General features: G+C 44.7%; 18 protein-coding genes and 1 tRNA gene. 13 read left to right on the top strand and 6 right to left on the bottom strand.

Features of this window, described 5'->3' with window-relative positions:
• The first annotated feature begins 139 nt into the window (after positions 1 to 139).
• Positions 140 to 454, top strand: coding sequence for a flagellar hook-basal body complex protein FliE (gene fliE / locus R9X49_RS09750; protein WP_010279635.1), 315 nt, complete (start codon positions 140 to 142; stop codon positions 452 to 454).
• A gap of 263 nt (positions 455 to 717) precedes the next feature.
• Here the strand turns inward: fliE and fliT are convergent, their stop codons facing one another.
• Genes fliT through fliD form a run of 3 tightly spaced genes read right to left on the bottom strand, consistent with a single transcriptional unit; the run spans position 718 to position 2,959 of the window.
• Positions 718 to 1,098, bottom strand: a complete 381-nt coding sequence (fliT, locus tag R9X49_RS09745) for a flagella biosynthesis regulatory protein FliT (RefSeq protein WP_319848192.1) — start codon at positions 1,096 to 1,098, stop codon at positions 718 to 720.
• Positions 1,098 to 1,508: a flagellar export chaperone FliS gene (fliS, locus tag R9X49_RS09740; protein WP_319848190.1), complete on the bottom strand. Its 411-nt coding sequence runs from the start codon at positions 1,506 to 1,508 to the stop codon at positions 1,098 to 1,100. Before fliS ends, fliT begins: the two co-directional genes overlap by 1 nt.
• Positions 1,509 to 1,534: 26 nt before the next feature.
• On the bottom strand, positions 1,535 to 2,959 hold the full coding sequence (gene fliD, locus R9X49_RS09735) for a flagellar filament capping protein FliD (protein WP_319848189.1): 1,425 nt from the start codon (positions 2,957 to 2,959) through the stop codon (positions 1,535 to 1,537).
• Between the two features lie 270 nt (positions 2,960 to 3,229).
• On the opposite strand from fliD, the gene R9X49_RS09730 reads away from it, so the two are divergent.
• The 12 genes from R9X49_RS09730 (at position 3,230) to phoH (ending at position 17,840) form a co-directional block, all read left to right on the top strand.
• Entirely contained in the window at positions 3,230 to 4,102 is an 873-nt protein-coding gene (locus R9X49_RS09730; RefSeq protein ID WP_319848188.1) for a flagellin, read from the top strand.
• A 225-nt stretch (positions 4,103 to 4,327) separates the two neighbouring features.
• Positions 4,328 to 7,759, top strand: a complete 3,432-nt coding sequence (locus tag R9X49_RS09725; protein ID WP_319848187.1) for a methyltransferase regulatory domain-containing protein — start codon at positions 4,328 to 4,330, stop codon at positions 7,757 to 7,759.
• A gap of 305 nt (positions 7,760 to 8,064) precedes the next feature.
• Positions 8,065 to 9,174, top strand: coding sequence for a DegT/DnrJ/EryC1/StrS family aminotransferase (locus R9X49_RS09720; RefSeq protein ID WP_319848186.1), 1,110 nt, complete (start codon positions 8,065 to 8,067; stop codon positions 9,172 to 9,174).
• Between the two features lie 124 nt (positions 9,175 to 9,298).
• Complete coding sequence (locus tag R9X49_RS09715; RefSeq protein WP_319848185.1) at positions 9,299 to 10,000, top strand: WbqC family protein; 702 nt, start codon at positions 9,299 to 9,301, stop codon at positions 9,998 to 10,000.
• Positions 10,001 to 10,002: 2 nt separating this feature from the next.
• Positions 10,003 to 10,962, top strand: coding sequence for a glycosylase (locus R9X49_RS09710; protein ID WP_319848184.1), 960 nt, complete (start codon positions 10,003 to 10,005; stop codon positions 10,960 to 10,962).
• Complete coding sequence (locus R9X49_RS09705; protein ID WP_319848183.1) at positions 10,962 to 11,930, top strand: hypothetical protein; 969 nt, start codon at positions 10,962 to 10,964, stop codon at positions 11,928 to 11,930. Before R9X49_RS09710 ends, R9X49_RS09705 begins: the two co-directional genes overlap by 1 nt.
• Entirely contained in the window at positions 11,918 to 12,370 is a 453-nt protein-coding gene (locus R9X49_RS09700) for a GNAT family N-acetyltransferase (protein WP_319848182.1), read from the top strand. The genes R9X49_RS09705 and R9X49_RS09700 overlap by 13 nt, the downstream gene beginning before the upstream one ends.
• Entirely contained in the window at positions 12,367 to 13,107 is a 741-nt protein-coding gene (locus R9X49_RS09695; RefSeq protein WP_319848181.1) for a class I SAM-dependent methyltransferase, read from the top strand. The genes R9X49_RS09700 and R9X49_RS09695 overlap by 4 nt, the downstream gene beginning before the upstream one ends.
• Positions 13,108 to 13,151: 44 nt before the next feature.
• Positions 13,152 to 14,573 carry a hypothetical protein gene (locus R9X49_RS09690; protein WP_319848180.1) on the top strand — a complete coding sequence of 474 codons (1,422 nt, stop codon included), beginning with the start codon at positions 13,152 to 13,154 and terminating at the stop codon, positions 14,571 to 14,573.
• Between the two features lie 507 nt (positions 14,574 to 15,080).
• The gene (locus tag R9X49_RS09685) at positions 15,081 to 15,803 is read left to right on the top strand and encodes an RNA polymerase sigma factor FliA (RefSeq protein WP_015840766.1); all 723 of its coding nucleotides are present in this window, start codon (positions 15,081 to 15,083) and stop codon (positions 15,801 to 15,803) included.
• A 201-nt stretch (positions 15,804 to 16,004) separates the two neighbouring features.
• Positions 16,005 to 16,520 carry a flagella biosynthesis regulatory protein FliZ gene (gene fliZ / locus R9X49_RS09680; protein WP_319848179.1) on the top strand — a complete coding sequence of 172 codons (516 nt, stop codon included), beginning with the start codon at positions 16,005 to 16,007 and terminating at the stop codon, positions 16,518 to 16,520.
• A 531-nt stretch (positions 16,521 to 17,051) separates the two neighbouring features.
• Positions 17,052 to 17,840 (top strand): phosphate starvation-inducible protein PhoH, encoded by a 789-nt coding sequence (gene phoH, locus R9X49_RS09675; RefSeq protein WP_015840764.1) that lies wholly within the window; start codon positions 17,052 to 17,054, stop codon positions 17,838 to 17,840.
• An 86-nt stretch (positions 17,841 to 17,926) separates the two neighbouring features.
• Here the strand turns inward: phoH and R9X49_RS09670 are convergent.
• The 3 genes from R9X49_RS09670 to R9X49_RS09660 form a co-directional block, all read right to left on the bottom strand.
• Positions 17,927 to 18,016 (bottom strand) — tRNA-Ser (locus R9X49_RS09670).
• Positions 18,017 to 18,237: 221 nt separating this feature from the next.
• The gene (locus tag R9X49_RS09665) at positions 18,238 to 18,876 is read right to left on the bottom strand and encodes an RpiB/LacA/LacB family sugar-phosphate isomerase (RefSeq protein WP_271877441.1); all 639 of its coding nucleotides are present in this window, start codon (positions 18,874 to 18,876) and stop codon (positions 18,238 to 18,240) included.
• A gap of 215 nt (positions 18,877 to 19,091) precedes the next feature.
• Positions 19,092 to 21,125, bottom strand: a complete 2,034-nt coding sequence (locus tag R9X49_RS09660; protein WP_319848178.1) for a choline transporter — start codon at positions 21,123 to 21,125, stop codon at positions 19,092 to 19,094.
• Positions 21,126 to 21,235 lie beyond the last annotated feature (110 nt).

The raw sequence follows: 21,235 nt of genomic DNA, 5'->3' as shown, positions 1-21,235 counted from the left end.
CGTAAAAGAAAAATCGATGGGTCGATAAGGTGGCATTTTTCACGCTAATTACCCCATTTAGCCTAAGAGTGGTGTGATAGGGTATCGCTGTCATAAATGTGTATGAAAAAGCCTAATCAGCATGGTTTAGTGAGGTATTATGTCGGTTCAAGGTATTGATGGCGTTTTACAGCAAATGCAGGTCAAAGCCCTGCAGGCAGCTGATACGCCAATAGCCAGACCATCGGTAGAACCTGGTTTCGCCAGTGAGTTGAAAGCCGCGATCGATAAGATCAGCGACACGCAACAAACGGCTCGTACGCAGGCTGAAAAATTTACTCTGGGTGTGCCGGGCGTAGCGTTGAATGATGTGATGGTGGATTTGCAGAAGTCATCTATTTCAATGCAGATGGGCATTCAGGTACGTAATAAACTGGTATCTGCGTATCAGGAAGTGATGAATATGTCCGTTTGATGCCACTTCATGGCATCAGGCTGTAATTATCAACGTTATTGTGCGCGATCTCACTGTTAATGCAGATGAGGTTGCGCGCAATCTCTATTTTTACTGGTGTCTCGCCTGTTTACTCCCGGTTTTCAAACTCGTTAATCTTCAACCTTTTCAGCGCCTATAGATTTCGTTCTGCCGATAGTGTTTGGTCATGTCGATTAAAAACAGCCAAAAAAAACGCCTCAAAAATAGAGGCGCGGTGAGATCGGTATACCTATAACGTGGTGCTATGAGTGTGTTTCATCAGGTAAGGCATCGCCAGGCAGCAGTCTCTGTCCCGCAAATTCGCTATAAGTCGTATTAATTGACTTTTGTTTCAGTGACTGTCCCATTAACGAACTTAATTCGTCCATCCGCTTCTGCAGAAGTTGTTTTACTTTCGCTTCATTATCCATCACTTCCTGCAAAATTTGTCGCAGATGCAGACGCATCACACTGTCAATTTCGTCAGGAATTGGCGTGTTAACTAAGCCTTCAACGGACTGAACATAAACAATCTCTTGCTCAACCAACGTATCCCATTCGCCGTTGACGGCCAAATGAAGAATTTTTTGACTCAGAGACAAAAGTTGTTGGTAATCTTTTAGAAGCCGATGGGGGGAGGCCATTAACGTACTTCCTGCTCTGGTTTGTAATTAGGACCGATTTGCCGCCAGGCATCAGCGATATTTTCCAACAACACTTCAACTTCTTCTATCGCTTTTGCATCGTTATGTAAATTGGCAATCAACAAACGCTGGGACATGTAGTCGTACAGAGCAGATAGATTTTCAACGAGCTCGCCCCCGGCTTCCATATCCAGCCCGGCTTTGAGTCCGTTATTGATAATGTTGATTGCTTTAGATAACGCCATGCCTTTGCCCGGGATATCGCCTTGTTCCATAAGGATGCGTGCGCGCACCATTGCACTGCGCGCACCATCAAACAGCATAACGATAAGCTGGTGCGGGCTTGCGCTCATCACACTGCTTTCAAGGCCTACCTGAGCATAGGCCTGGCTGCCTTTCATGTTGTACATCACATTACCTATCTTTAATCGAAAATTTAGAGTTTAGAGAACATGCTCGTTAAACGGCTCATTGTGCTGTTCATGTTACTCATCGCTTTATCAAGATCGACGAATTGTTTTTGATAAATAGCGATTGTACTTTCTATTCCATCTTTGACACGCGTAGCCTGAGTATCCAATTTTTTCAGCGTACTATTAATACCATCTTCTTTGGTTTTGATGACACCTTCTGACGTATCAAGGACTTCTTTCAGGTATGTACGAGTCTGCGTCGCAAATCCTGTTTTATCATTATCACCAACGAAAAAGTCTCGAACCCTACCTGGTTCTTCTTTCAGCGCTTTATCTAACTTGGTATCACTGATTTCTAACTTCCCTGTTTTGAAGTTTTGCGTAATACCAAGGTCTGCCAGAATACGGAATTCGTCGCTGCCGCTTTGTACCGTCGTTAGCTGTGCCTTGAGTTTGCCCTGGATACCACGAACCGTAGAATCCCCTAATAACGCTCCGTTGGAGCTTATTTGCGATTCGCCTGCTTCAACTGCCGTGTATTTTGTTTGAGCTGCAATGGTATCTTGCAGCGCATTGTAAGCATCAACCCAGGCTTTGATCGTATCCTTCATTCCGGTTATATCCTGCTCAATCGTCAGGGTTTCCGGTTTACTTGCCTCAGTTTGGGCTAGAAGATTGATCGTGACGCCTTCAAAAGCATCAGAAATGGCGTTGCTTTGTCTTTCAATATCAATGCCGTTTGCCGTGATTTGCGCGTTTTTGGCTGCAACGTTTTCTCTTGGAGTACCGTTGAAAACGCTCGTATCGTCTCCCCCGATGGAGATTTTACTCTCCGTGCCGCTGTTTTTGGCGGTCAGCATCAGGTAGTACTCATTATCTTTCGCTTTGACAACGCTTGCCGTCACCGTGCCATTAACTTTGTTGATCGCATCACGGACATCGTTTAATGATGTTTCACCCGCTTTAATATCTATTTCCAGATATTTTAGATAATCACTACCGACTTTAGTGAATTTACCATTATCTTGAGCAATAACGAGTTTCGTGTCTGTTGCACTCAAGGGCTCAGTGGCGCTGGTCTTGGCCGTTGACATGATTGAATGTGCTTGAGCCAACTGTTTCACTTCAATGCTGTAGGTGCCCGCTACCGCTTTACTATCGGTAGTGGTAGAGAATGCTTTGTTTGTGCTGGACACTTTGGTTGATGTGATGCCATCAATTGAACCTTTAACAATACCGAAAGATTCAGAGATCGCTAAAGCATCATTCGCTGTTTTGAGTTTATCAAGCGCACTTTTCAGGGCACTGATACCGCTTAGTTGAGCCTTGAAGCTCGACTGTTGGGTTGTAATCGGTACAAGTTTTTGATTCTCTGCGGTTCTAAGCTGCGTGAGCAAATCGTTCAAACCCAGTCCTGAACCTACACCTAATGAAGAAACGCTTGCCATGATAGAATCCTTTTATTCGGAGTGCGATGAGCTATGAAGCCATTATCGGCAGAATAGAGAATAAGTTTAGCAGTAAAGAACACCCCCTCTTTATGACTGATAATATCGTGGGAGAGGGGGGGAGGTCAGAATCGCCCTCTGAGCAATAAAAATGAATTTAGGCTAAAAAAAAATTAAAGCTTCTGAAAAGCGTTCCGATAAATGTTAGCGACGGGGATGAACCCGTGGGTCTAACCCGAAACTGATAACCACTGATTAAGGAACGCTATTATGGCAGTTATTAATACTAACATCATGTCTCTGACTACTCAGAACAACCTGAACAAATCTCAGTCTGCTCTGGGTACCGCTATCGAGCGTCTGTCTTCTGGTCTGCGTATCAACAGCGCAAAAGATGACGCAGCTGGCCAAGCGATCGCTAACCGTATGACCGCTCAGATTAAGGGTATGACCCAAGCTGCTCGTAACGCCAACGACGGTATCTCAATGACTCAGACTGCTGAAAGCAACCTGAGCGAAATCAACAACAACTTGCAGCGTATCCGTGAACTGGCAACTCAAGCAGCGAACGATCCTAACGGCAAAACTGACCGTGATTCTATCGTTAAGGAAATGACTCAGCGTATCGACGAAATCAACCGCGTTGCGCAGAGTGCTTCTTTCAACGGTACTAAACTGCTGGACGGTTCTGCAAGCGCCGGTATCATCATTCAGGTTGGTGCTAACACTGGTACAACTGAAACTATTACCATCGACAGCGCTGCACTGATCAACGCCACCACTGGCGGTAGTGGTTCAATGAGCGATGTTGCTGCTAAAATCACTTCTCTGGGTGCTGTTGCTACCGGTAGTTCTGCTAACTCAGCTGCTCAGGCACTGATCACCTCTCTGGATACTGCACTGTCTGCTGTTGACACTGCTCGTAGTAACCTGGGTGCGATTCAGAACCGTTTCACATCTACCATTACTAACCTGAACAACTCTATTAACAACCTGTCTTCTGCTCGTAGCCGTATTGAAGACGCTGATTACGCGACCGAAGTATCAAACATGAGCCGTGGTCAGATTCTGCAACAGGCTGGTACTTCTGTACTGTCTCAGGCAAACCAGGTTCCACAGACTGTTCTGTCTCTGCTGCGTTAATTTTCAGCCAGACAAACACTGTAGCTTATATATAAAGCCAGCCTTTCGGGGCTGGTTTTTTTTATGGTGAATGCTCCACGCATTATGCTGTTGTGAAGCAATATCACGCTTCCCTAACGTGTGTTATACGCCTAATATTTCCCTCTATTTATAAGATTGCGTATCTTAATAGTTGATACGATAGTAGTAATTTCTCTTTCCTCTCATGAAAGGTTTTCCCTTCTGATGACTTTAGATACTGCTGCCAGCCATCCAACAACGAGCGCTGCCGATCGCTGTCCTTTGCCTTATACCTCACCGACGCATTTGCAGGCAGTAGCATACTTGCATGGCATTGTGGCAGCGGACCCTGATAGAGCACGGGTACTGGAACTGGGGTGCGTGAGTGGTGCGAACCTGCTGCCATTTGCTACTGCCTATCCGCAGGCGCAGGCTATTGGTATCGATCTTGATGAGGAAAAAATTGCACAAGGGCAGATGTGGGTACAGCAATATGGGTTAACCAATCTGCAACTTCAGGCAATGGATTTGGCATCGCTTTTGGACAGCAATCTCGGCAAATTTGATTATATTATTGTCCATGGTGTTTTCGGGCTGGTCAGCGGCGAAGCGCGCTCGGCGTTGTTGGCATATTGTCACCGCCATTTAAGTGCAAAAGGCGTGGTGTGTTTTTCCTATTCGACCTATCCCGGCGGGAAGACAGAGGAAATTCTGCAGGATGCTTTAAATCTGCACGCTAGTCTGGCAGAAACACCGGAACAACAGCAAGCCAGTGCCAGAGCCATGTTGAGCTATTTATCACTGGGCATGTCTGCAGACAATCCTCAGAGAGCAGCGATTTCGGCCCTGGTTGAAGAAGCTGAACAGCTGGGCGACGTGTCGCTAGCGCTCAACTATCTACAAGGCCTGAATCAACCCTGCTATCTGCTCGACTTTAATGCACTGGTTGCGCAAGAAGGCTTGGCTTATGTTGGCGAAATTGAGCCTCACACTGAGATTGCCTCTCACTATGGTGAGCGGGTAGATAACTTACTGCGCACAATCTGTCCGACCGGCAATAAAGTATTGAAACAGCAGTATCTGGATTTTAACGTTGGGCGCAAACATCGGTTTAGTCTGCTGGTTGCAGCTGAGCGGGCGGAAAAGTTGGAATCGGAAATTGATATTTCCCGGCTGGATAAACTTTCCTGGGCCGGGAGTTTCCGTCGTGTCATGTTGAATAAAGGGTTGGCATCCAACGCTTATGTGACTAATGCTGGAATACAGATATCGACCGATCACGAACTTACCCAACAAATTCTGGATGTTTTAGGTAATGCGTGGCCAGCGAGTGTTTCTTTTAAGCAACTTATATTTAATACTCACTTTCCTGAGAAAGAAAATGATAAACACGAACATGAAAAAAATGTGCGTGAATCCCTTTATGCTTTGTTAAAACAAGGGTTATCGAGCATTCATTTCTGTGTCGGTGAGTGTGCTTATCGTAAAAGCGAACTCAGTACGCTGCGAGTATTACCGAATTGTGTGGGTGATTATCCAGCATTTAACTACTGGTATGAAACTTTTACTTTACTACCAGAGACTCAAGGGTTAAAGAACCCAATGGACTTATTAGATGAGCAGAACGAAGGCTCATCAGCGCTGTTGGATGAATTGCATCATAAAGGTTTTATGATTGGCAGCGCTCTGGCATGGCAGCGTTATTTTCAAAAACGTTTGGAACTGGCGAAGGATGTTACCGAGGTCATACATAATATAAGCCCGTTGATTATGTATTCCAGCAATGCAAGCGGCGGTGGTCTGTTCAAAGCTAGCGATGTAATAAAAGTCGAAAAAAGTAGAAAAGAATTCGTTAACGATCCTATTGATGCGAAAGTTAAACGTCAATTATATGACTTGTTACAAGAACAGAAATACGGTGAAGCACGCTCTTTGGCTGAAGAGTTGACGGTAAAACAACCGAACAATCTACAAAATTGGATCACACTGGAGAGAATCAATTTTGTCACCGGCGACAAAGATGCGGCGATATTCTCTTTAGCAAAAGTCATTTCTATGCATAGTAATGCATGGTTAGTCTACAGCGAGTTGGCCAGTTTATTACATAACACATATCATTACTGGGAAGCGATTAACCTAGCCTATAGAATTATTCGCTGTGATGGAAATATTGCTGTTGCCTGGAATGTGGTGGCGCTTGTTTATTTAAAGTTTGAAAATATGTCTGGTGCAGAAGTCTGTATAGAAAAAGCAATAAAACTTCTGCCTAATGATGCGGCCATATTAAATGCCATGGCAATGGTGTTGGATAAAAAATCTGATGTCGAAAGCGCAATTGAGTATTATCGTCGGGCTGTCTGTAATGCTCCTGAAGATTTAAATTTATACAGCAACCTCCTGTTTGCTTTACTACATAATGCCAAAATTCCTGCTTCAGAGATTTTTGCTGAACATTTGTTATATGGTGAAGTGGTAGAAAAACGTAATGGTACGCTTGCTCCAGTGCGTTATCTACAGAATAAAGATCCCGATAGAGTGCTACGTATTGGCTTTGTTTCTGGCGATTTATATTCACACCCAGTCAGCAAATTCTTATCGCCCGTATGGAATGACATCGATCAGCAGCATTTTTCTCTTTATGCCTATTCTACATCACATCATTACGATGATGTCACTCGTGCGCTGGAAAAAAGCTCAACGGCATGGCGTAACGTAACGAACTGTAGCGATACTGAATTATTTGAATTAATTAAACGGGATGAGATCGATATTCTTTTTGATCTTTCCGGTCATACTGGCGATAACCGCCTGGCAATGTTTGCTATGAAGCCTGCACCGATCCAGATTAGCTGGATTGGCTATCCGGGAACGACGGGATTAAAGGCAATGGATTACTATCTGGTTATGAACCATGCTCCATACCCAGAGGTTTTAGCCCATCAATTTACTGAAAAATTGCTGTACGTCCTATTTGACCGACAATTTGAACCAGTGGTTAATGGCCCTGATGTTAACGATCTTCCTGCGTTGAAAAACGGCTACCTCACGTTCGCCAGCTTCAACAGACCAACTAAGATTAACGATACGGTATTATCGGCATGGGGCAAAATCCTCGTTCAGTTACCAACCAGCAAGATGATTATTGGTGCGTTGCCTAGCCAGCAGGCGAGAGAACATATACGTAAAAAATTAGAGTCACAGGGTGTTCAACCTGAGCAGCTGATTTTCCGCGAACGTGTCAACATAATGCGTTATCTGGCTATGCACCAGGAAATCGATGTGCTGCTGGATACGTTCCCCTATACCGGGGGAACCACGACGAACTACGCTTTGTGGATGGGCGTGCCGACTTTGACGCTGGCTGGTGAAACTTATGCTGCTCGCCAAGGGGTTGTAAACCTTGGTCAGGCTGGTTTGAATGAGTTTATTGCAGATTCAGAAGCGGACTATATCGACAAGGCCATTTCCTGGAATAACCGGTTGGATGAACTGAATCAAATTCGCCACAGTTTACGCAAGAAAATGGAACATGACGTCGGGGCTGATGATGTGACCGCTGCCACCTATTTCGAACAGGCGCTAAGAGTGGTGTGGAAAGCTTACTGTGCTGGTGAGCCGCCTAAGAGTTATGCGATAGGTCACTCACTGGTGCCATGAAAATGATCGGTCATCATGGATGAACGTCATCAGGCTGACCGATCGATATGAGCGAGATAATGGCATTGATGCTGATGCCATTATCTATAAAAGGCAATTTTCAACGTACTGCCGACTAAGTAAGTAGAGGTCGGCTGCGGATATTATAGAAAGAGAATGCGGCATTAATATTTTTACTCAGAGGTACCAAATCTGAGCATTTTCTTTTTATGTCATCAAAATGGGTAAGTTTTCAGCGCTTTGATAGCTGCGAGTCAAGGGCGGTAGCGTTGATTGCGAATAATCTATGAGCGGAAGATGGTGAAATGAAAAAACCAGTGTATGTAACAAGCCCGTTATTGCCGCCTTTGGATGAGTTTACTCCTTATCTTGAAGAAATATGGGAAAATAAGTGGTTGACTAATAATGGGACATTCCATCAGCGTTTAGAGCAAGCGCTGGCTGATTATCTTGGCGTTCCATACCTTAGTTTATTTTCCAATGGCACGCTGGCGTTATTAACTGCTTTGCAAACGTTACGTATCACTGGTGAGGTCATTACTACACCTTACTCATTTGTGGCGACATCGCATACACTACTGTGGAATGGGTTAAAACCCGTCTTTGTTGATATTGATCCAGTAACATGCAATCTTGATCCTTCTAAATTAGAACAGGCTATTACGCCAGCAACGTCTGCAATTCTACCTGTACACTGTTATGGGCTTCCTGCGGATGTTGAGCGTATTCAAAATATAGCTGATATCTATGGTCTAAAAGTGATTTACGATGCGGCTCATGCTTTTGGTGTTAAAAAGAATGATGTCAGCATATTAAATCATGGCGACCTTTCTATTCTCAGTTTTCATGCGACGAAAGTTTTTAGCACTATCGAAGGTGGTGCGATTATTTCTCAAGATGAAAAAACGAAAAAGCGAATTGATTATCTTAAGAATTTCGGCTTCGTTGATGAAGTAACTGTCGTCGCTCCTGGTATTAATGCGAAAATGAATGAAGTTCAGGCCGCATTTGGCTTGCTTCAATTGAAGCATATTGATTCAGCATTGAATCAACGCAGAGATATTTATTTAAGATATTGTGAACTTTTAAAAGACATCTCAGGAATTAATGTTGTGAGCATTCCAGATAATGTGACCTGGAATTATGCTTATTTTCCTATTTTCTTCTCTGATAATTTCCCTAAAAAAAGAGACGAAGTTTACAATATAATGAGAGAAAGAAACATATATGCCCGCCGATACTTCTATCCGCTAATTAGCACCTTTCCAATGTATCGAGGATTGGACTCAGCTAAAGAAGGTGGCCTTCCAACGGCAACGCATATCGCTGATAATGTACTCTGTCTTCCTATCTATCCTGATTTGTCAGATGAAAATATATTAGATGTCGTTAAGTGTATTTCTGATTGTGCGTAAAGCGAAGGTTGATGTCTTGGTTGAAAAAGATAACGGTAAATTATAAATCTCAATAAATTATGATTTTTAATTTACGATTTTTATCTATGTTGGTAGGCGTTTTTAGCAGTATCAGGAGAGCGAGTTGATAAAGTATGCGGTAATGCAACCTTATTTCCTTCCTTACATTGGCTATTTCCAGTTGATGGCCGAGGTAGATGTTTTTGTGGTTTATGATAATATAAAATATACTAAAAAAGGATGGATAAATCGAAACCGCATTTTGTTAAATGGAAAGGATAGCACGTTTAGCTTACCCTTAAAGAAAGACTCCGATTTTTTAGATGTTAAAGATAGGGTGCTGTCAGAGACATTTAATAGAGAGGATTTAATCAATAAGATATGTGGTGCTTATCGTCGCGCTCCTTATTTTAAAGATGTTTTTCCTCTATTGGAAAGTATAATAAATTACCGGGATGATAATTTATTTAACTATATATTTTTCTCGTTGAAAAGCATTAAAGAATACCTTGGATTGGCATGTGATATAAAAATATCGTCTTCTATCAGCATCGATCACTCGCTAAAATCTCAAGACAAAGTGCTCGCATTCGGGAACGCCCTCGGCGCGAAAGCGTACAGTAACCCACCAGGTGGCATTTCTCTTTATTCCCAAGAAGCCTTTGCATTACATGGAATGACTCTGAACTTTATCCAGCCAAATAGTATTATTTATAAACAATTCGATGAACCTTTTGTGGCCTGGCTATCAATCATTGATGTCATGATGTTTAATTCTAGTGATGAGGTACTGCGCCTTATTACTACTGAATATGAGTTGATATAAATATGTTTCAGTGGAAAAAGTTAGGTAAAGTATTTACCCCGCAAGACGTTAATGACCGTCCCTGGCTTAAAGAGTTTGCACAGGCGCCTGCAACGCTGATTTTTGATGATTTTGTCCGTGTTTACTTCTCTTGTCGTCCGCCTGCTGATGAGCAGGGCATGTATGTAAGTTATTCGGCCTGGGTTGATCTGGATCGTCATAACCTTTTCAATGTATTACGTGTTTCCGAAACTCCGATTTTGCCATTAGGGCAATCCGGTGAGTTTGACGAATTTGGTACCTACCCGGTGTCCGTTGTTCGTGATGAAAATATTTTCCGTGCCTATTACGCCGGGTGGACTCGGTGTGAGTCAGTACCTTTCAATGTCGCCATCGGCATGGCTACGAGTGATGATGGTGATGTATTCCGCAAAGCCGGACCTGGGCCGATCATTAGCTATTCCCCTGAAGAACCCTTTGTCATGAGTGGACCGAAAATTCGCCGTTTTAATGGCGAATGGCAACTATTCTACATTGCAGGTCGTAGATGGAAACGGGTTGATGGGCGAGCAGAGCCTGTTTACAAAATCCGCATGGCGGTATCGAGTGATGGCATAAATTGGCGGAAGCTAAATAAAGATTTGATAAGCAGCCGAATTGAAGAAGATGAAGCGCAGGCGAGTCCCGATGTGTTTTATGCTAACGGCAAGTATCATATGTTTTTCTGCTACCGTTACAGCGAACATTATCGAGGGAAAAAGCATGGGTATCGTATTGGATATGCATGGAGCTCCGATCTCGTTGACTGGCATCGCGATGATGAAAAGGCAGGAATTGATGTGTCTGAAACAGGATGGGATTCGGAAATGATCAGCTATCCCCATGTGTTCGAACTTGATGGTAAGGTCTATATGGCATATTTAGGCGATCAGGTTGGGCGCTATGGCTTTGGTTTGGCACAGTTAGAAGGAGAATTACGCTGATGCTGACATGGCGTAAACATGGGCTAATCTATTCACCTCAGGCGCATCCACCTTTGATCGGTGGGGCGGGGTATGCCCAATCCCCTCAGGCCTTAGTATTTGATGACTTTATTCGTATATATTTTTCTACTCGCGAAAGAGATGAGAAAAATAATAAATTCATCAGCCGAGTTTCCTATGTCGATATGGATAAAAATCTACAGGAAATTCTGAAGGTTAGCGCGGAACCTGTTATTGCTCACGCAGAATTAGGCGCGTTTGATGAACACGGCATTTTCCCCTTCAATGTCTTGCAGCACAGTGATGCGGTGATGGCTTGGACTACTGGGTGGAATCGCCGGGTCTCTGTTTCCGTGGATACCTCGATAGGCTTGGCGATTAGCCATGATGGCGGCAATACATTTCAGCGACATGCGACAGGTCCTGTGATGTCTTCCTCCTTACACGAACCTTATTTGGTCGGGGATGCTTTTGTTCTGCATATCGAAGGGCGCTTTCATATGTGGTACATCTACGGCGTAGGTTGGAAAAAGCAGCAGTCTGATTCTCCACCAGACCGCGTTTATAAAATTGCACATGCTGTTTCTGACGATGGCATCGACTGGGTGCGAGAGAGTAAGCCGATCATTGCCGATCGGCTTGGTGATGATGAATGCCAGGCGTTGCCTACAGTGATCAAAGTGGGCAATCGATATCACATGATTTTTTGTTATCGCGAGTGCTTTGATTTCCGCTCCGGCGCCGGGCGTGGGTATCGTCTTGGTTATGCCTGGTCAGACGATCTTATGACATGGCATAGAGATGATTCTCAGGTGCCCGCCATTTCGGAACCTGGGGAATGGGATAGCGAGATGCAGTGTTATCCGCACCTTTTCCAATGTGATGAGAAGGTATACTTGCTCTATAACGGCAACGCATTCGGAAAAGAAGGCTTCGGCTTGGCTGAGTTGACCGCATGCAGCGAATGATTATACGTCAGAATAGCGCCACCGCGGAGGACATCGCATCGCATCTGCGTGCTTGTGATGATGCATTTGTCCGTTCGCTGGAGCACCGGGTCGAAATAGCGGCCTATGCCGATAAAATAGCTCGCCTTGCTCATTGCATTGAAGGATGGAGAGACGAACGTTTGGTCGGCCTTGTTGCTTCATATTTTAATGAACAAACAAGGATTGCATTTATTACTAATGTTTCTGTGTTAGTGGAAGCTCAAGGCATGGGTTCCGGCGGTATTCTGTTGGAACAATGTATAGCGAAAATGCAAACGCTAGGTGCGATAGAAATACGTTTGGAAGTTGAAGAAAGTAATCAGGTTGCCAGATACTTTTATCTAAAACACGCTTTTATTCAGTCAGGAATTAGCGGCAATATCCTGCAAATGATCCGACATTGTGAGACAAAAACATGACAATCAACAGAAATTATGATCAGGAAATTAAGGATACAGCAGGCCATAAATACGCCTATAATTTCGACTTTGATGTGATGCATCCTTTTATGGTTCGCGCATTTACCCCTTTCTTTCGTCCGGGAAATTTATTGGAACTAGGGAGCTTCAAAGGCGATTTTACTTCACGGTTACAGGAACATTTTAACGATATCACATGCGTTGAAGCTTCCGCAGAAGCTATTTCACATGCTCAGGGTCGGTTAAAAGACGGAATAACTTATATTCATTCACGCTTTGAAGATGTTCAGTTACCTCGTCGTTACGATAATATTGTATTGACACATGTGCTTGAGCATATTGATGATCCTATTGCTCTGCTTAAGCGTATTAATGATGAATGGTTAGCTGAAGGTGGACGTTTATTCCTCGTTTGCCCTAATGCTAATGCTGCTTCCCGCCAGATAGCCGTAAAAATGGGGATTATTTCCCATAATTCGGCGGTGACTGAAGCAGAATTTGAGCATGGACATCGTTGCACGTATGCCCTGGACACACTTGAGCGCGACGCAAGCCTTGCTGGATTACACGTTGCCTACCGTTCAGGTATATTCTTTAAAGCGTTAGCGAATTTTCAGTGGGACAAATTATTGCAAACCGATATCATAACAAATGAATATTTAGAAGGTTGCTATCAGCTTGGTCAACAATACCCTGATCTTTGCTCAAGTATATTTTTATTGTGTGAAAGAAAATAATCGGCTTTTAATTATTATATAACTAATGGACAGGGACGTTTGTTATGCAAAGTTATGCTCATGCCAAAGCTATGCATCAATTTTATCGGGATGTGTTTACACGAGATATTGAGATTGGTGAGACGGGTAATATTCCTCTGAGAATCATTGACAGTGTGGTTAAAGAATTTAATTGCGATGTGTTATTTGTTGCCAGAGAGTTGGATTTACATGATAGTGAGTTGTCATCCGATAAAGATAAAGCGTTAAAACAACTACTTGTGACGATGGCCCAGGCTAATATGGCTTTTGATGAAAAATGGAGTGGATACCAGAAAAAGCTGCCTGATGAGTATGTTATCGGTATTCGAAATTCATTAATAGATATATTAAAATTAAACCCTAATATAGAATACCTTGTAGTAGTAATTCAAATTTTATTTAGAATTGGTGATATTGAATCATCGGTTAATTTAATAAATAACAATTTCTCGTCATTAAAGAACTCTCCGGCAGCGTTCAGAATACTGTTAATGATCTGTGTTATTGAAGAAGATTATGAACTTGCATTACCTTTAATAAAAGAGATGACATCTAATCAGTATTTGATCGGTGAAGATTTAATGACATTATTAATGGTGGTTTGTTCAATTTATAAACTTGGTGGATATCCAGATTCTTTTATTGATTTTTCTTCTCTTTTAGACGACGATGCCCATTCTATTTCTAATGATGACTATGATTGGGTTATAAGGAAAAATCATCAGAATAAAAAGACAACCATCATAATAGCTTGCGATGTTAAATATTATTATGAGCACGCTGTACCAGCATTGTATTCAATTTATGAAACAAATAAATATAATTTTAATGTCCATATTCATGTTTATAATGTTGATGAGGGAACATCTGCTGATATTAGAAGAAAAAACGAACAGCTTCCTGAGTTGAATATTTCTTGTACAGCGGAGAGTTTGTCTCAATCTTCAAACATGAGTGTCGATTATGCATCAAGGCGGTTTATTTTAGCTAATTATGCTTTAAGTGCATTAGATACCCCTTTGCTAATTTTAGACGCTGATTGCTTGTTAAGAAAAGATTGGTTGTCATCAATTCAAACACAAGCATTTGACTTGATTTTGACGACTACTGAAAATGCTCCTTTTTGGGAAAATGCATCGGCAGGTTTTGTTTATCTGGGTGGCGGGGAAGAGTCAAGAAAGTATATTGACAGAGTGTCGTCATTTATTCATGTTAATTTAGTCAACAACAATCATGTATGGTTTTTAGATCAGGTTGCGCTTTCTGCCGCTCTTGATTATGTAAAAGATAAAAATGCTGTTTTCAGGATTAACTCATCATTTGTTTGTGACATTAGTCATACCGACTACTCATTTATGTGGGTAGTAACCACGATGAAAAATATTGAAGGGAAATATTCTTCATATAAAAAATATCTTATTGATAAATATACCGTTAGCCATTAAAAACACGCGTTCTATATAACAATAATCAAGCATTAGAAACTCCATGCCATTTCTGGAATAGACCAATAAAAAGGGATGGCATAACCCTGCACATAGACGTCCAGCTGTTCGTCATCCATCAGATCCGTCTAACGTTGTTTTTGATGCTATTTTTTCATCGATGCCGCTAGGGTATTTGCGAGACGATACTGCAAATTACCAGGTAAAATTCGTAATCATTGCACTCCGCCTGACCACAAAATGGTCTATCTGCCTATAAAACTTCCTTTCCTCTGCCAGAGGTCTGCGTTAGAATCACCTCCCTTCGGAAGAGAGATACATCACAAATTCGTTGTCGTATTGCACCCTATGTGCCTGACATTTGGGTTTCTCTCCGCAGACTCTTTACTCAATCCTGTCATACATGGCAGGAATAACCCTTCTTTTTTGACGCTATTCAGACGATTGGCTACCCTACCTAAAAGCATAATAGTGTCGATAACATTATCATCGTAGGTATTTGTCACTGTGAGCGATTTGTATACCGCCGAAGGCACAATGGATAAGAATTCCCTCTGGAAGCGCTATGTTCCACTAGTGCGCCATGAAGCCTTGCGTTTACAGGTTCGTCTCCCCGCGAGTGTTGAGCTTGACGATCTGCTACAGGCTGGCGGTATCGGTTTGCTCAGCGCAGTCGAGCGCTATGATTCGTTGCAAGGTACGGCGTTTACTACCTATGCCGTTCAACGAATCCGCGGTTCGATGTTGGATGAATTACGCAGTCGTGATTGGGCTCCACGCAGTGTACGGCGTAATGCGCGGGAAGTGGCACAAGCAATGCAGCAGGCTGAACAACAGCTCGGTCGTACTCCAACGGAGCAGGAGGTTGCGCAGGCCCTGAATATCACGCTTGAGGATTATCGTCAGATATTGCTGGATACGAACAACAGCCAGCTTTTTTCTTACGATGAATGGCGTGAAGAACATGGTGACAGCGCAGAGGCTCTACTGGAAGGCAATGAAGATGCGAATCCGTTGCATCAACTGATGGAAGGCAATTTGCGCCATCGTGTAATGGACGCGATTGAAAGCCTGCCAGAGCGTGAGAAATTGGTATTGACGCTTTACTATCAGGAAGAGTTGAACCTGAAAGAGATCGGTGCCGTTCTCGAAGTCGGGGAGTCGAGAGTCAGTCAGTTGCATAGCCAGGCGATAAAGCGCCTGCGCGTGAAATTAATGAACGATGTTTAATTGCGCTGCGTAGGAATACTGTTATCAAATATATCTTCAGTCTCTGAAGCACGGGATCATTGCAACGTTTGAATATTGATGAACGTTTTTCATCAGTATTTAAATGATTAATGCTACCTGTTTTTAGCACTCCAGCATTTCTGGCGTAATGAAGGTGCTATTGCTTCACATTGAAGTTATATATCGTCATGGAATGGATTCATGCACCCATCAATTCGGAAGAAACAGCTGCTAAGCCGTTATCTGAAAGACTTCAAACACAGACAGACCAACTGTTCCCAGTGTGATAAAGAGCTCGACCGCGTTTCACTGGTATTTCGCAATCAGCTTATCAATAAAAAATCGATTGGCAGCATCGACAGGCTTATCGATGACGAAATATGGTCCAGTCTGCAACAGGAATTAATCCCACTTTGCCGCTTTTGTAGCGAAATATTATGCAATACGACTGCTAGCTATTTCGATATTAAAGCCTTCACACAGTATCTGATCGAGCAGACTGAAGTTCGCCATAGCACGATGCGCGAGTATGTCATTCGTCTGCGGCGGTTGGATGAACTGCTGGCTGCCAATAACTATCCCACAGAAACCTTTTCCCGGCACCGCGATGGGGTACAGCAGCGCGTATGTGATTACCTTCCCGATATTGAGCAAAATATTTACCGCAGTGCCTTACGAAAATACGATCAATATCTGGACTGGCAGCGGCATTTCTGACGTACATAATGCGTCGTTCTCAGGCTGACATTGCCAAACCATGGGATACTGACTATACGTAAATGTTATGACAGTGTAAAAAATGCTTGCATTCCAGGAGCAAATTATTGCACTGTCATACTACTGAAATCATTCGGCACTAATTTTTAGGCAATGGTTAGTAGTAGTTCTACGATGCGATCAATCATTATTCAGTGGAATAGTCGTTGTCACAGTGAGGAACGCGAATGGTAATGTCCTTTTTTGGACTTTGTAGTCGATGTCAAGATTCTACGCTGCTGACTCGCCGATGCGAGGGATGTTCCTCCCACTTATTTTCAACGCTACGCCATTCTCTTGTTACCCAAACTCTCCGTGTATTTTCTCTTTCTATCCATGAGCACGTTGTTCGTTTTTCACTCTGTTCGTGGATGAATCATGTGTATTTTCTGTCCGCTATTGGCTTAATAAGGAAGCCTAACCTCGTTAGTGAGTTAAACGTCACGCGCTGTAGAACAGTGCGGTAAGTGAAACAAACTGTAAGGTGCCACTATGGGAAGACAAAAAGCAGTGATCAAAGCTCGTCGTGAAGCAAAACGCGTTATTCGTCGTGAGTCGCGTAGCCATCGTCAGCGTGAGGAAGAATCGGTCACTTCTCTGGTACAGATGGGCGGGATTGAAGCAATCGGAATGGCGCGTGAGAATCGCGATAATTCCGTTATTCAAGCTCGTACGGCTGCCCAGGAACATTACTTGTCTGCGATAGAAAACAAACAGTTGATTTTTGCCACAGGTGAAGCTGGCTGCGGTAAAACGTATCTGAGCGCTGCGAAAGCGGCGGAGGCACTAATCCATAAAGAGGTTGAGCGTATTATTGTTACGCGGCCGGTATTACAGGCCGACGAGGATCTTGGCTTTTTACCCGGAGATATTGCGGAGAAGTTTGCGCCTTATTTCCGCCCGGTTTACGACATACTTTTGCGTCGGCTGGGGGCCTCTTTCATGCAGTATTGTTTGCGGCCGGAAATCGCCAAAGTTGAAATTGCGCCTTTTGCGTATATGCGCGGGCGGACATTTGAAAATGCGGTTGTGATTCTGGATGAGGCGCAAAACGTGACGGTGAACCAAATGAAAATGTTCCTGACGCGTTTGGGCGAGAACGTCACGGTTATCGTCAATGGTGATGTGACGCAGTGCGACTTGCCTGCTGGGGTGAAATCCGGCCTGCGCGACGCACTGGAGCGCTTTGTTGAGGATGACATGATTGGCGTGGTCTCTTTCGGTAAAGAGGACTGTGTGCGCTCGGCGCTGTGCCAGCGTACGCTCCATGCTTATGGTTGATGCTTGCGTGGTACAGGGATGAAAATGCCTGTGCTATTAGCATAAAAAAACGCCCCTGACGTAAGTCAGGGGCGTTTTCTTTTATATGGCGGTGAGGAAGGGATTCGAACCCTTGATACGTTTTCACGTATACACACTTTCCAGGCGTGCTCCTTCAGCCTCTCGGACACCTCACCGGGGGTTGCCTACAAGGGGCAACGGGGCGCTACTATAGGGAGTCGCTTAGCTCCGGTCAAGCAGTATTTAGCGCTAACGATGCGTCTGGCTAAGCATTGAACGGTAACGGATAGGCCGCGTAACGGTGCCGTTAAAATGTAGGCAGAAAGGGTGGGGGAATCGGCATAAAAAAACCACAGACCGCAATGGGCCTGTGGTTTGTTTGTCAGCGAGTGGACGATTACGCCAGCAGCGTTTTGATGTAGCTGGTCAGTGCTTCGTCTTTGCTGTTAGCGAAGAAGTATTCCTGGAATTTAGGACCAGCAACGGCGCCTTTAACCAGATCCTGATCGAGACCTTTCAGAATGGTGATCAGGTCGTTGTAGGTTACTTCTTTTACGGCATCCAGGATTTTCTTGTTACGTTGTTGAGGAACAACGCGATCGCTTGGATAGCCTCTGCCGCCTTCTTCTTTGAACAGCTGGGTAAACAGGTTTTCCAGGTTCAGTTCAGCGCCCCAGCCAAAGCCTTTAGCGTAAGGAACGGATACGGCGTTACCGTTGTTGATCTGAGAGAACAGGTAAGCATCAGATGGGTCAACAACCAGACCGCAGATTACGCCTGGGAAAGAGTTACAAGCCAGCATCGCGCCCTGGCCAGTACCGCAGCCGGTCACAACGAAATCAGCCGCGCCGGAGTTCAGCAGGATAGCGGCCAGAATACCGTTCTGGATGTAAGTCAGTTGCGCTGCATCTTCAACAGCATATTGGCCGTAGTTGTGTACAGTGTGGCCCAACGGTGCAACCGCTTTGGTCAGAGACTCGGCGATGATGGCGTTTTTGGCAGCCTGGCTGTTCTCGTTAATCAGTGCAATTTTCATGTTCGTTCCTTTTCTGTGACGGACAAATACATTTTTTAAAACTGTATTTCAATTTGATGTGTGCAGTATACCGTTTCAAAAATAAAGCGCAAATCGTGGAAGCAAAGAATGCGGCATAGCCCATAGATTCAGGAAAAACACGATGAACGGAACAGGGATAATAAAGGCATAACACATTGAAAAATGGCGCTGTATTTCAGCGCCATAGGGAAGGGTTATGCATCCGGGAAGGTCAGTGTATTACCCGGAGCTTCTCGATTAAGATGAAGAAAATTCAGGTGGCGTTCGTACTGATCCAAAATGTCGTTAATCACCTGCTCTTTACTGTAGTCCATCAGGTCATTTCCCTGACTTCCTTCCAACAGGAAGGTTTCGAGGCGGTAATAATCTGATTTCCCCGAGCGGGCCCGGTAGGTAAACGCCGGGACGCTATAGCGCTGTGGCCAGATTTGGTAAAGGAAATTCTGTTCATCACCCAAATCCACCAGCAGTTCGAGATGGTTCAGGCGCTCATCTTCGACAGGCGGCAATTCGTTGACTTCAACGTTGGCGCCGCGCAGGCGCAGTTCACGCGCGACATCCTCCATGGCGGCTTTACAGACGTTATCCAGCATTTTCTGTGTATGCGTTGTGCCGGGGAAATTCATGACGCGTGAGATGCGTTGTTTCCAGTTCAAGCGATCGTCACCCGATATTGGCATTGGCGCCGAGGTTTGTAAGGAGCTGGCTTTACGGTAATCCTCTACCCGCAGTGATTTATATAACCCCGCCATAATAAAGAACATCACAAAGCTAAACGGCAATCCCATGATGACAGTGGTGTTCTGTAATGCTGACACGCCGTTTGTCATCAACATACCCAGCGTCAGCAGACCAATCGCAACTGACCAGAAAACCCGCAGCCAGTTTGGCGCATCATTGTTGATGTCGCCAAGACGAGAAGTAAAGTTACCCAGTACCAATGAACCGGAGTCAGCAGAGGTGACATAAAACAGCAGGCCGGTAATGGTCGCGACAGAGGCGCTCAGGCTGAAACCAGGATACTGTGCCAGCAGGCTGTAGAACCCACGCTCCGGGTGCTGCATGACTTCGGTCGCAAAGTCCAGATTACCGTGGATTACCTGATAAAGTGCGCTGTTGCCAAAAATGGAGAGCCACAGCAGGGTAAAGACAAACGGAATGATCAGCGTGCCGACAACGAACTGCCGAATCGTTCTGCCGCGTGAGATGCGTGCCAGAAACAGCCCGACAAACGGTGCCCATGCGACCCACCAGGCCCAGAAGAACAGCGTCCAGCTATTCATCCATTCTGTCGGGCGAGCAAAGGCAAAGCTGTTAAGCGTCATGCCCGTAAAGCGGTTGATGTAATCCCCGACGTTCAGCACCAGCGCGTTTAGCAGAAACTCGGTATCGCCCCAGAAGAGCAGAAAGAGAATCAAACCCAGCGCGAGCAAGACGTTAAGCTCGGAGAGGAAGCGAATGCCGCGATTGACCCCAGACGTCACGGAAACTGTCGCCATGATCACGGAAAGCAGGATGAGCGAGGCCTGAACGGTGAGATTCTCTGGGATCTGGAACAGGACTTTCAGCCCGTAATTAAGCTGAACGACGCCGATACCCAGCGTGGTTGCGATACCGAAGATGGTTCCGAGTACGGCGGCGATATCAACACTGTGTCCAATCGGGCCATTGATGCGTTTACCAAAAATGGGATACAGGGCAGAGCGAATTGTCAGCGGCAAATTATACCGGTAGCTGAAGTAGCCCAAAGCGATACCCATCAGCGCGTACATTGACCAACCCGTTAGCCCGTAGTGAAACAGCGTCCAGACCATAGCCTGCCGTGCCGCCTCCATCGTTTGGCCTTGTCCTTCCGGCGGCATCATATATTGCGTAATGGGTTCCGCGACGGAAAAGAACATTAAATCGATGCCGATCCCTGCCGCGAACAGCATTGCTGCCCAACTCATCAAGCTAAATTCAGGTTTCGACTGCTCCGGCCCGAGCTTGATCGAACCAAAGCGAGAGGAGGCGATGAAGATAACGAAAACGATGTAGAGCGTGGCGGCGAGCAGATAGTACCAACCAAAGGTAGCGGAAACCCAGTTGAGTGCGTGGGTAATCCAGGCATTTGCTTCTTTGTTAAACAACATGGTCATCAGCGAGAATGTCAGGATGAGTCCCGCTGATGTGTAGAACACGACAGGATTCAGGCGATCCTGTTGGGTGGTCGTTTCTGATGCTGGCATGGTTATCCCTTGCGTTACGTGAACAGATACTCTGATTCCTCTCTCCACGAAGTGTGCTTAGCGCATACCAAGAATGGGGCGCAGGACATCCGCTGAGTACGCTTTCCGTT

The sequence above is a fragment of the Pectobacterium carotovorum genome (genome assembly GCF_033898505.1).
GTDB lineage: Bacteria > Pseudomonadota > Gammaproteobacteria > Enterobacterales > Enterobacteriaceae > Pectobacterium > Pectobacterium carotovorum_J.
This window is presented reverse-complemented; position numbering and strand designations above follow the sequence as displayed.

Bases quoted from the DNA above. Each gene is read 5' to 3' on its own strand.
- fliS (WP_319848190.1), bottom strand. From the start codon at position 1,508: ATGTACAACATGAAAGGCAGCCAGGCCTATGCTCAGGTAGGCCTTGAA.
- R9X49_RS09695 (WP_319848181.1), top strand. From the start codon at position 12,367: ATGACAATCAACAGAAATTATGATCAGGAAATTAAGGATACAGCAGGC.
- fliE (WP_010279635.1), top strand. From the start codon at position 140: ATGTCGGTTCAAGGTATTGATGGCGTTTTACAGCAAATGCAGGTCAAA.
- fliZ (WP_319848179.1), top strand. From the start codon at position 16,005: ATGCACCCATCAATTCGGAAGAAACAGCTGCTAAGCCGTTATCTGAAA.
- fliT (WP_319848192.1), bottom strand. From the start codon at position 1,098: ATGGCCTCCCCCCATCGGCTTCTAAAAGATTACCAACAACTTTTGTCT.
- R9X49_RS09700 (WP_319848182.1), top strand. From the start codon at position 11,918: ATGCAGCGAATGATTATACGTCAGAATAGCGCCACCGCGGAGGACATC.
- R9X49_RS09705 (WP_319848183.1), top strand. From the start codon at position 10,962: ATGCTGACATGGCGTAAACATGGGCTAATCTATTCACCTCAGGCGCAT.
- R9X49_RS09665 (WP_271877441.1), bottom strand. From the start codon at position 18,876: ATGAAAATTGCACTGATTAACGAGAACAGCCAGGCTGCCAAAAACGCC.
- fliD (WP_319848189.1), bottom strand. From the start codon at position 2,959: ATGGCAAGCGTTTCTTCATTAGGTGTAGGTTCAGGACTGGGTTTGAAC.
- R9X49_RS09710 (WP_319848184.1), top strand. From the start codon at position 10,003: ATGTTTCAGTGGAAAAAGTTAGGTAAAGTATTTACCCCGCAAGACGTT.
- R9X49_RS09690 (WP_319848180.1), top strand. From the start codon at position 13,152: ATGCAAAGTTATGCTCATGCCAAAGCTATGCATCAATTTTATCGGGAT.
- phoH (WP_015840764.1), top strand. From the start codon at position 17,052: ATGGGAAGACAAAAAGCAGTGATCAAAGCTCGTCGTGAAGCAAAACGC.
- R9X49_RS09730 (WP_319848188.1), top strand. From the start codon at position 3,230: ATGGCAGTTATTAATACTAACATCATGTCTCTGACTACTCAGAACAAC.
- R9X49_RS09725 (WP_319848187.1), top strand. From the start codon at position 4,328: ATGACTTTAGATACTGCTGCCAGCCATCCAACAACGAGCGCTGCCGAT.
- R9X49_RS09660 (WP_319848178.1), bottom strand. From the start codon at position 21,125: ATGCCAGCATCAGAAACGACCACCCAACAGGATCGCCTGAATCCTGTC.
- R9X49_RS09720 (WP_319848186.1), top strand. From the start codon at position 8,065: ATGAAAAAACCAGTGTATGTAACAAGCCCGTTATTGCCGCCTTTGGAT.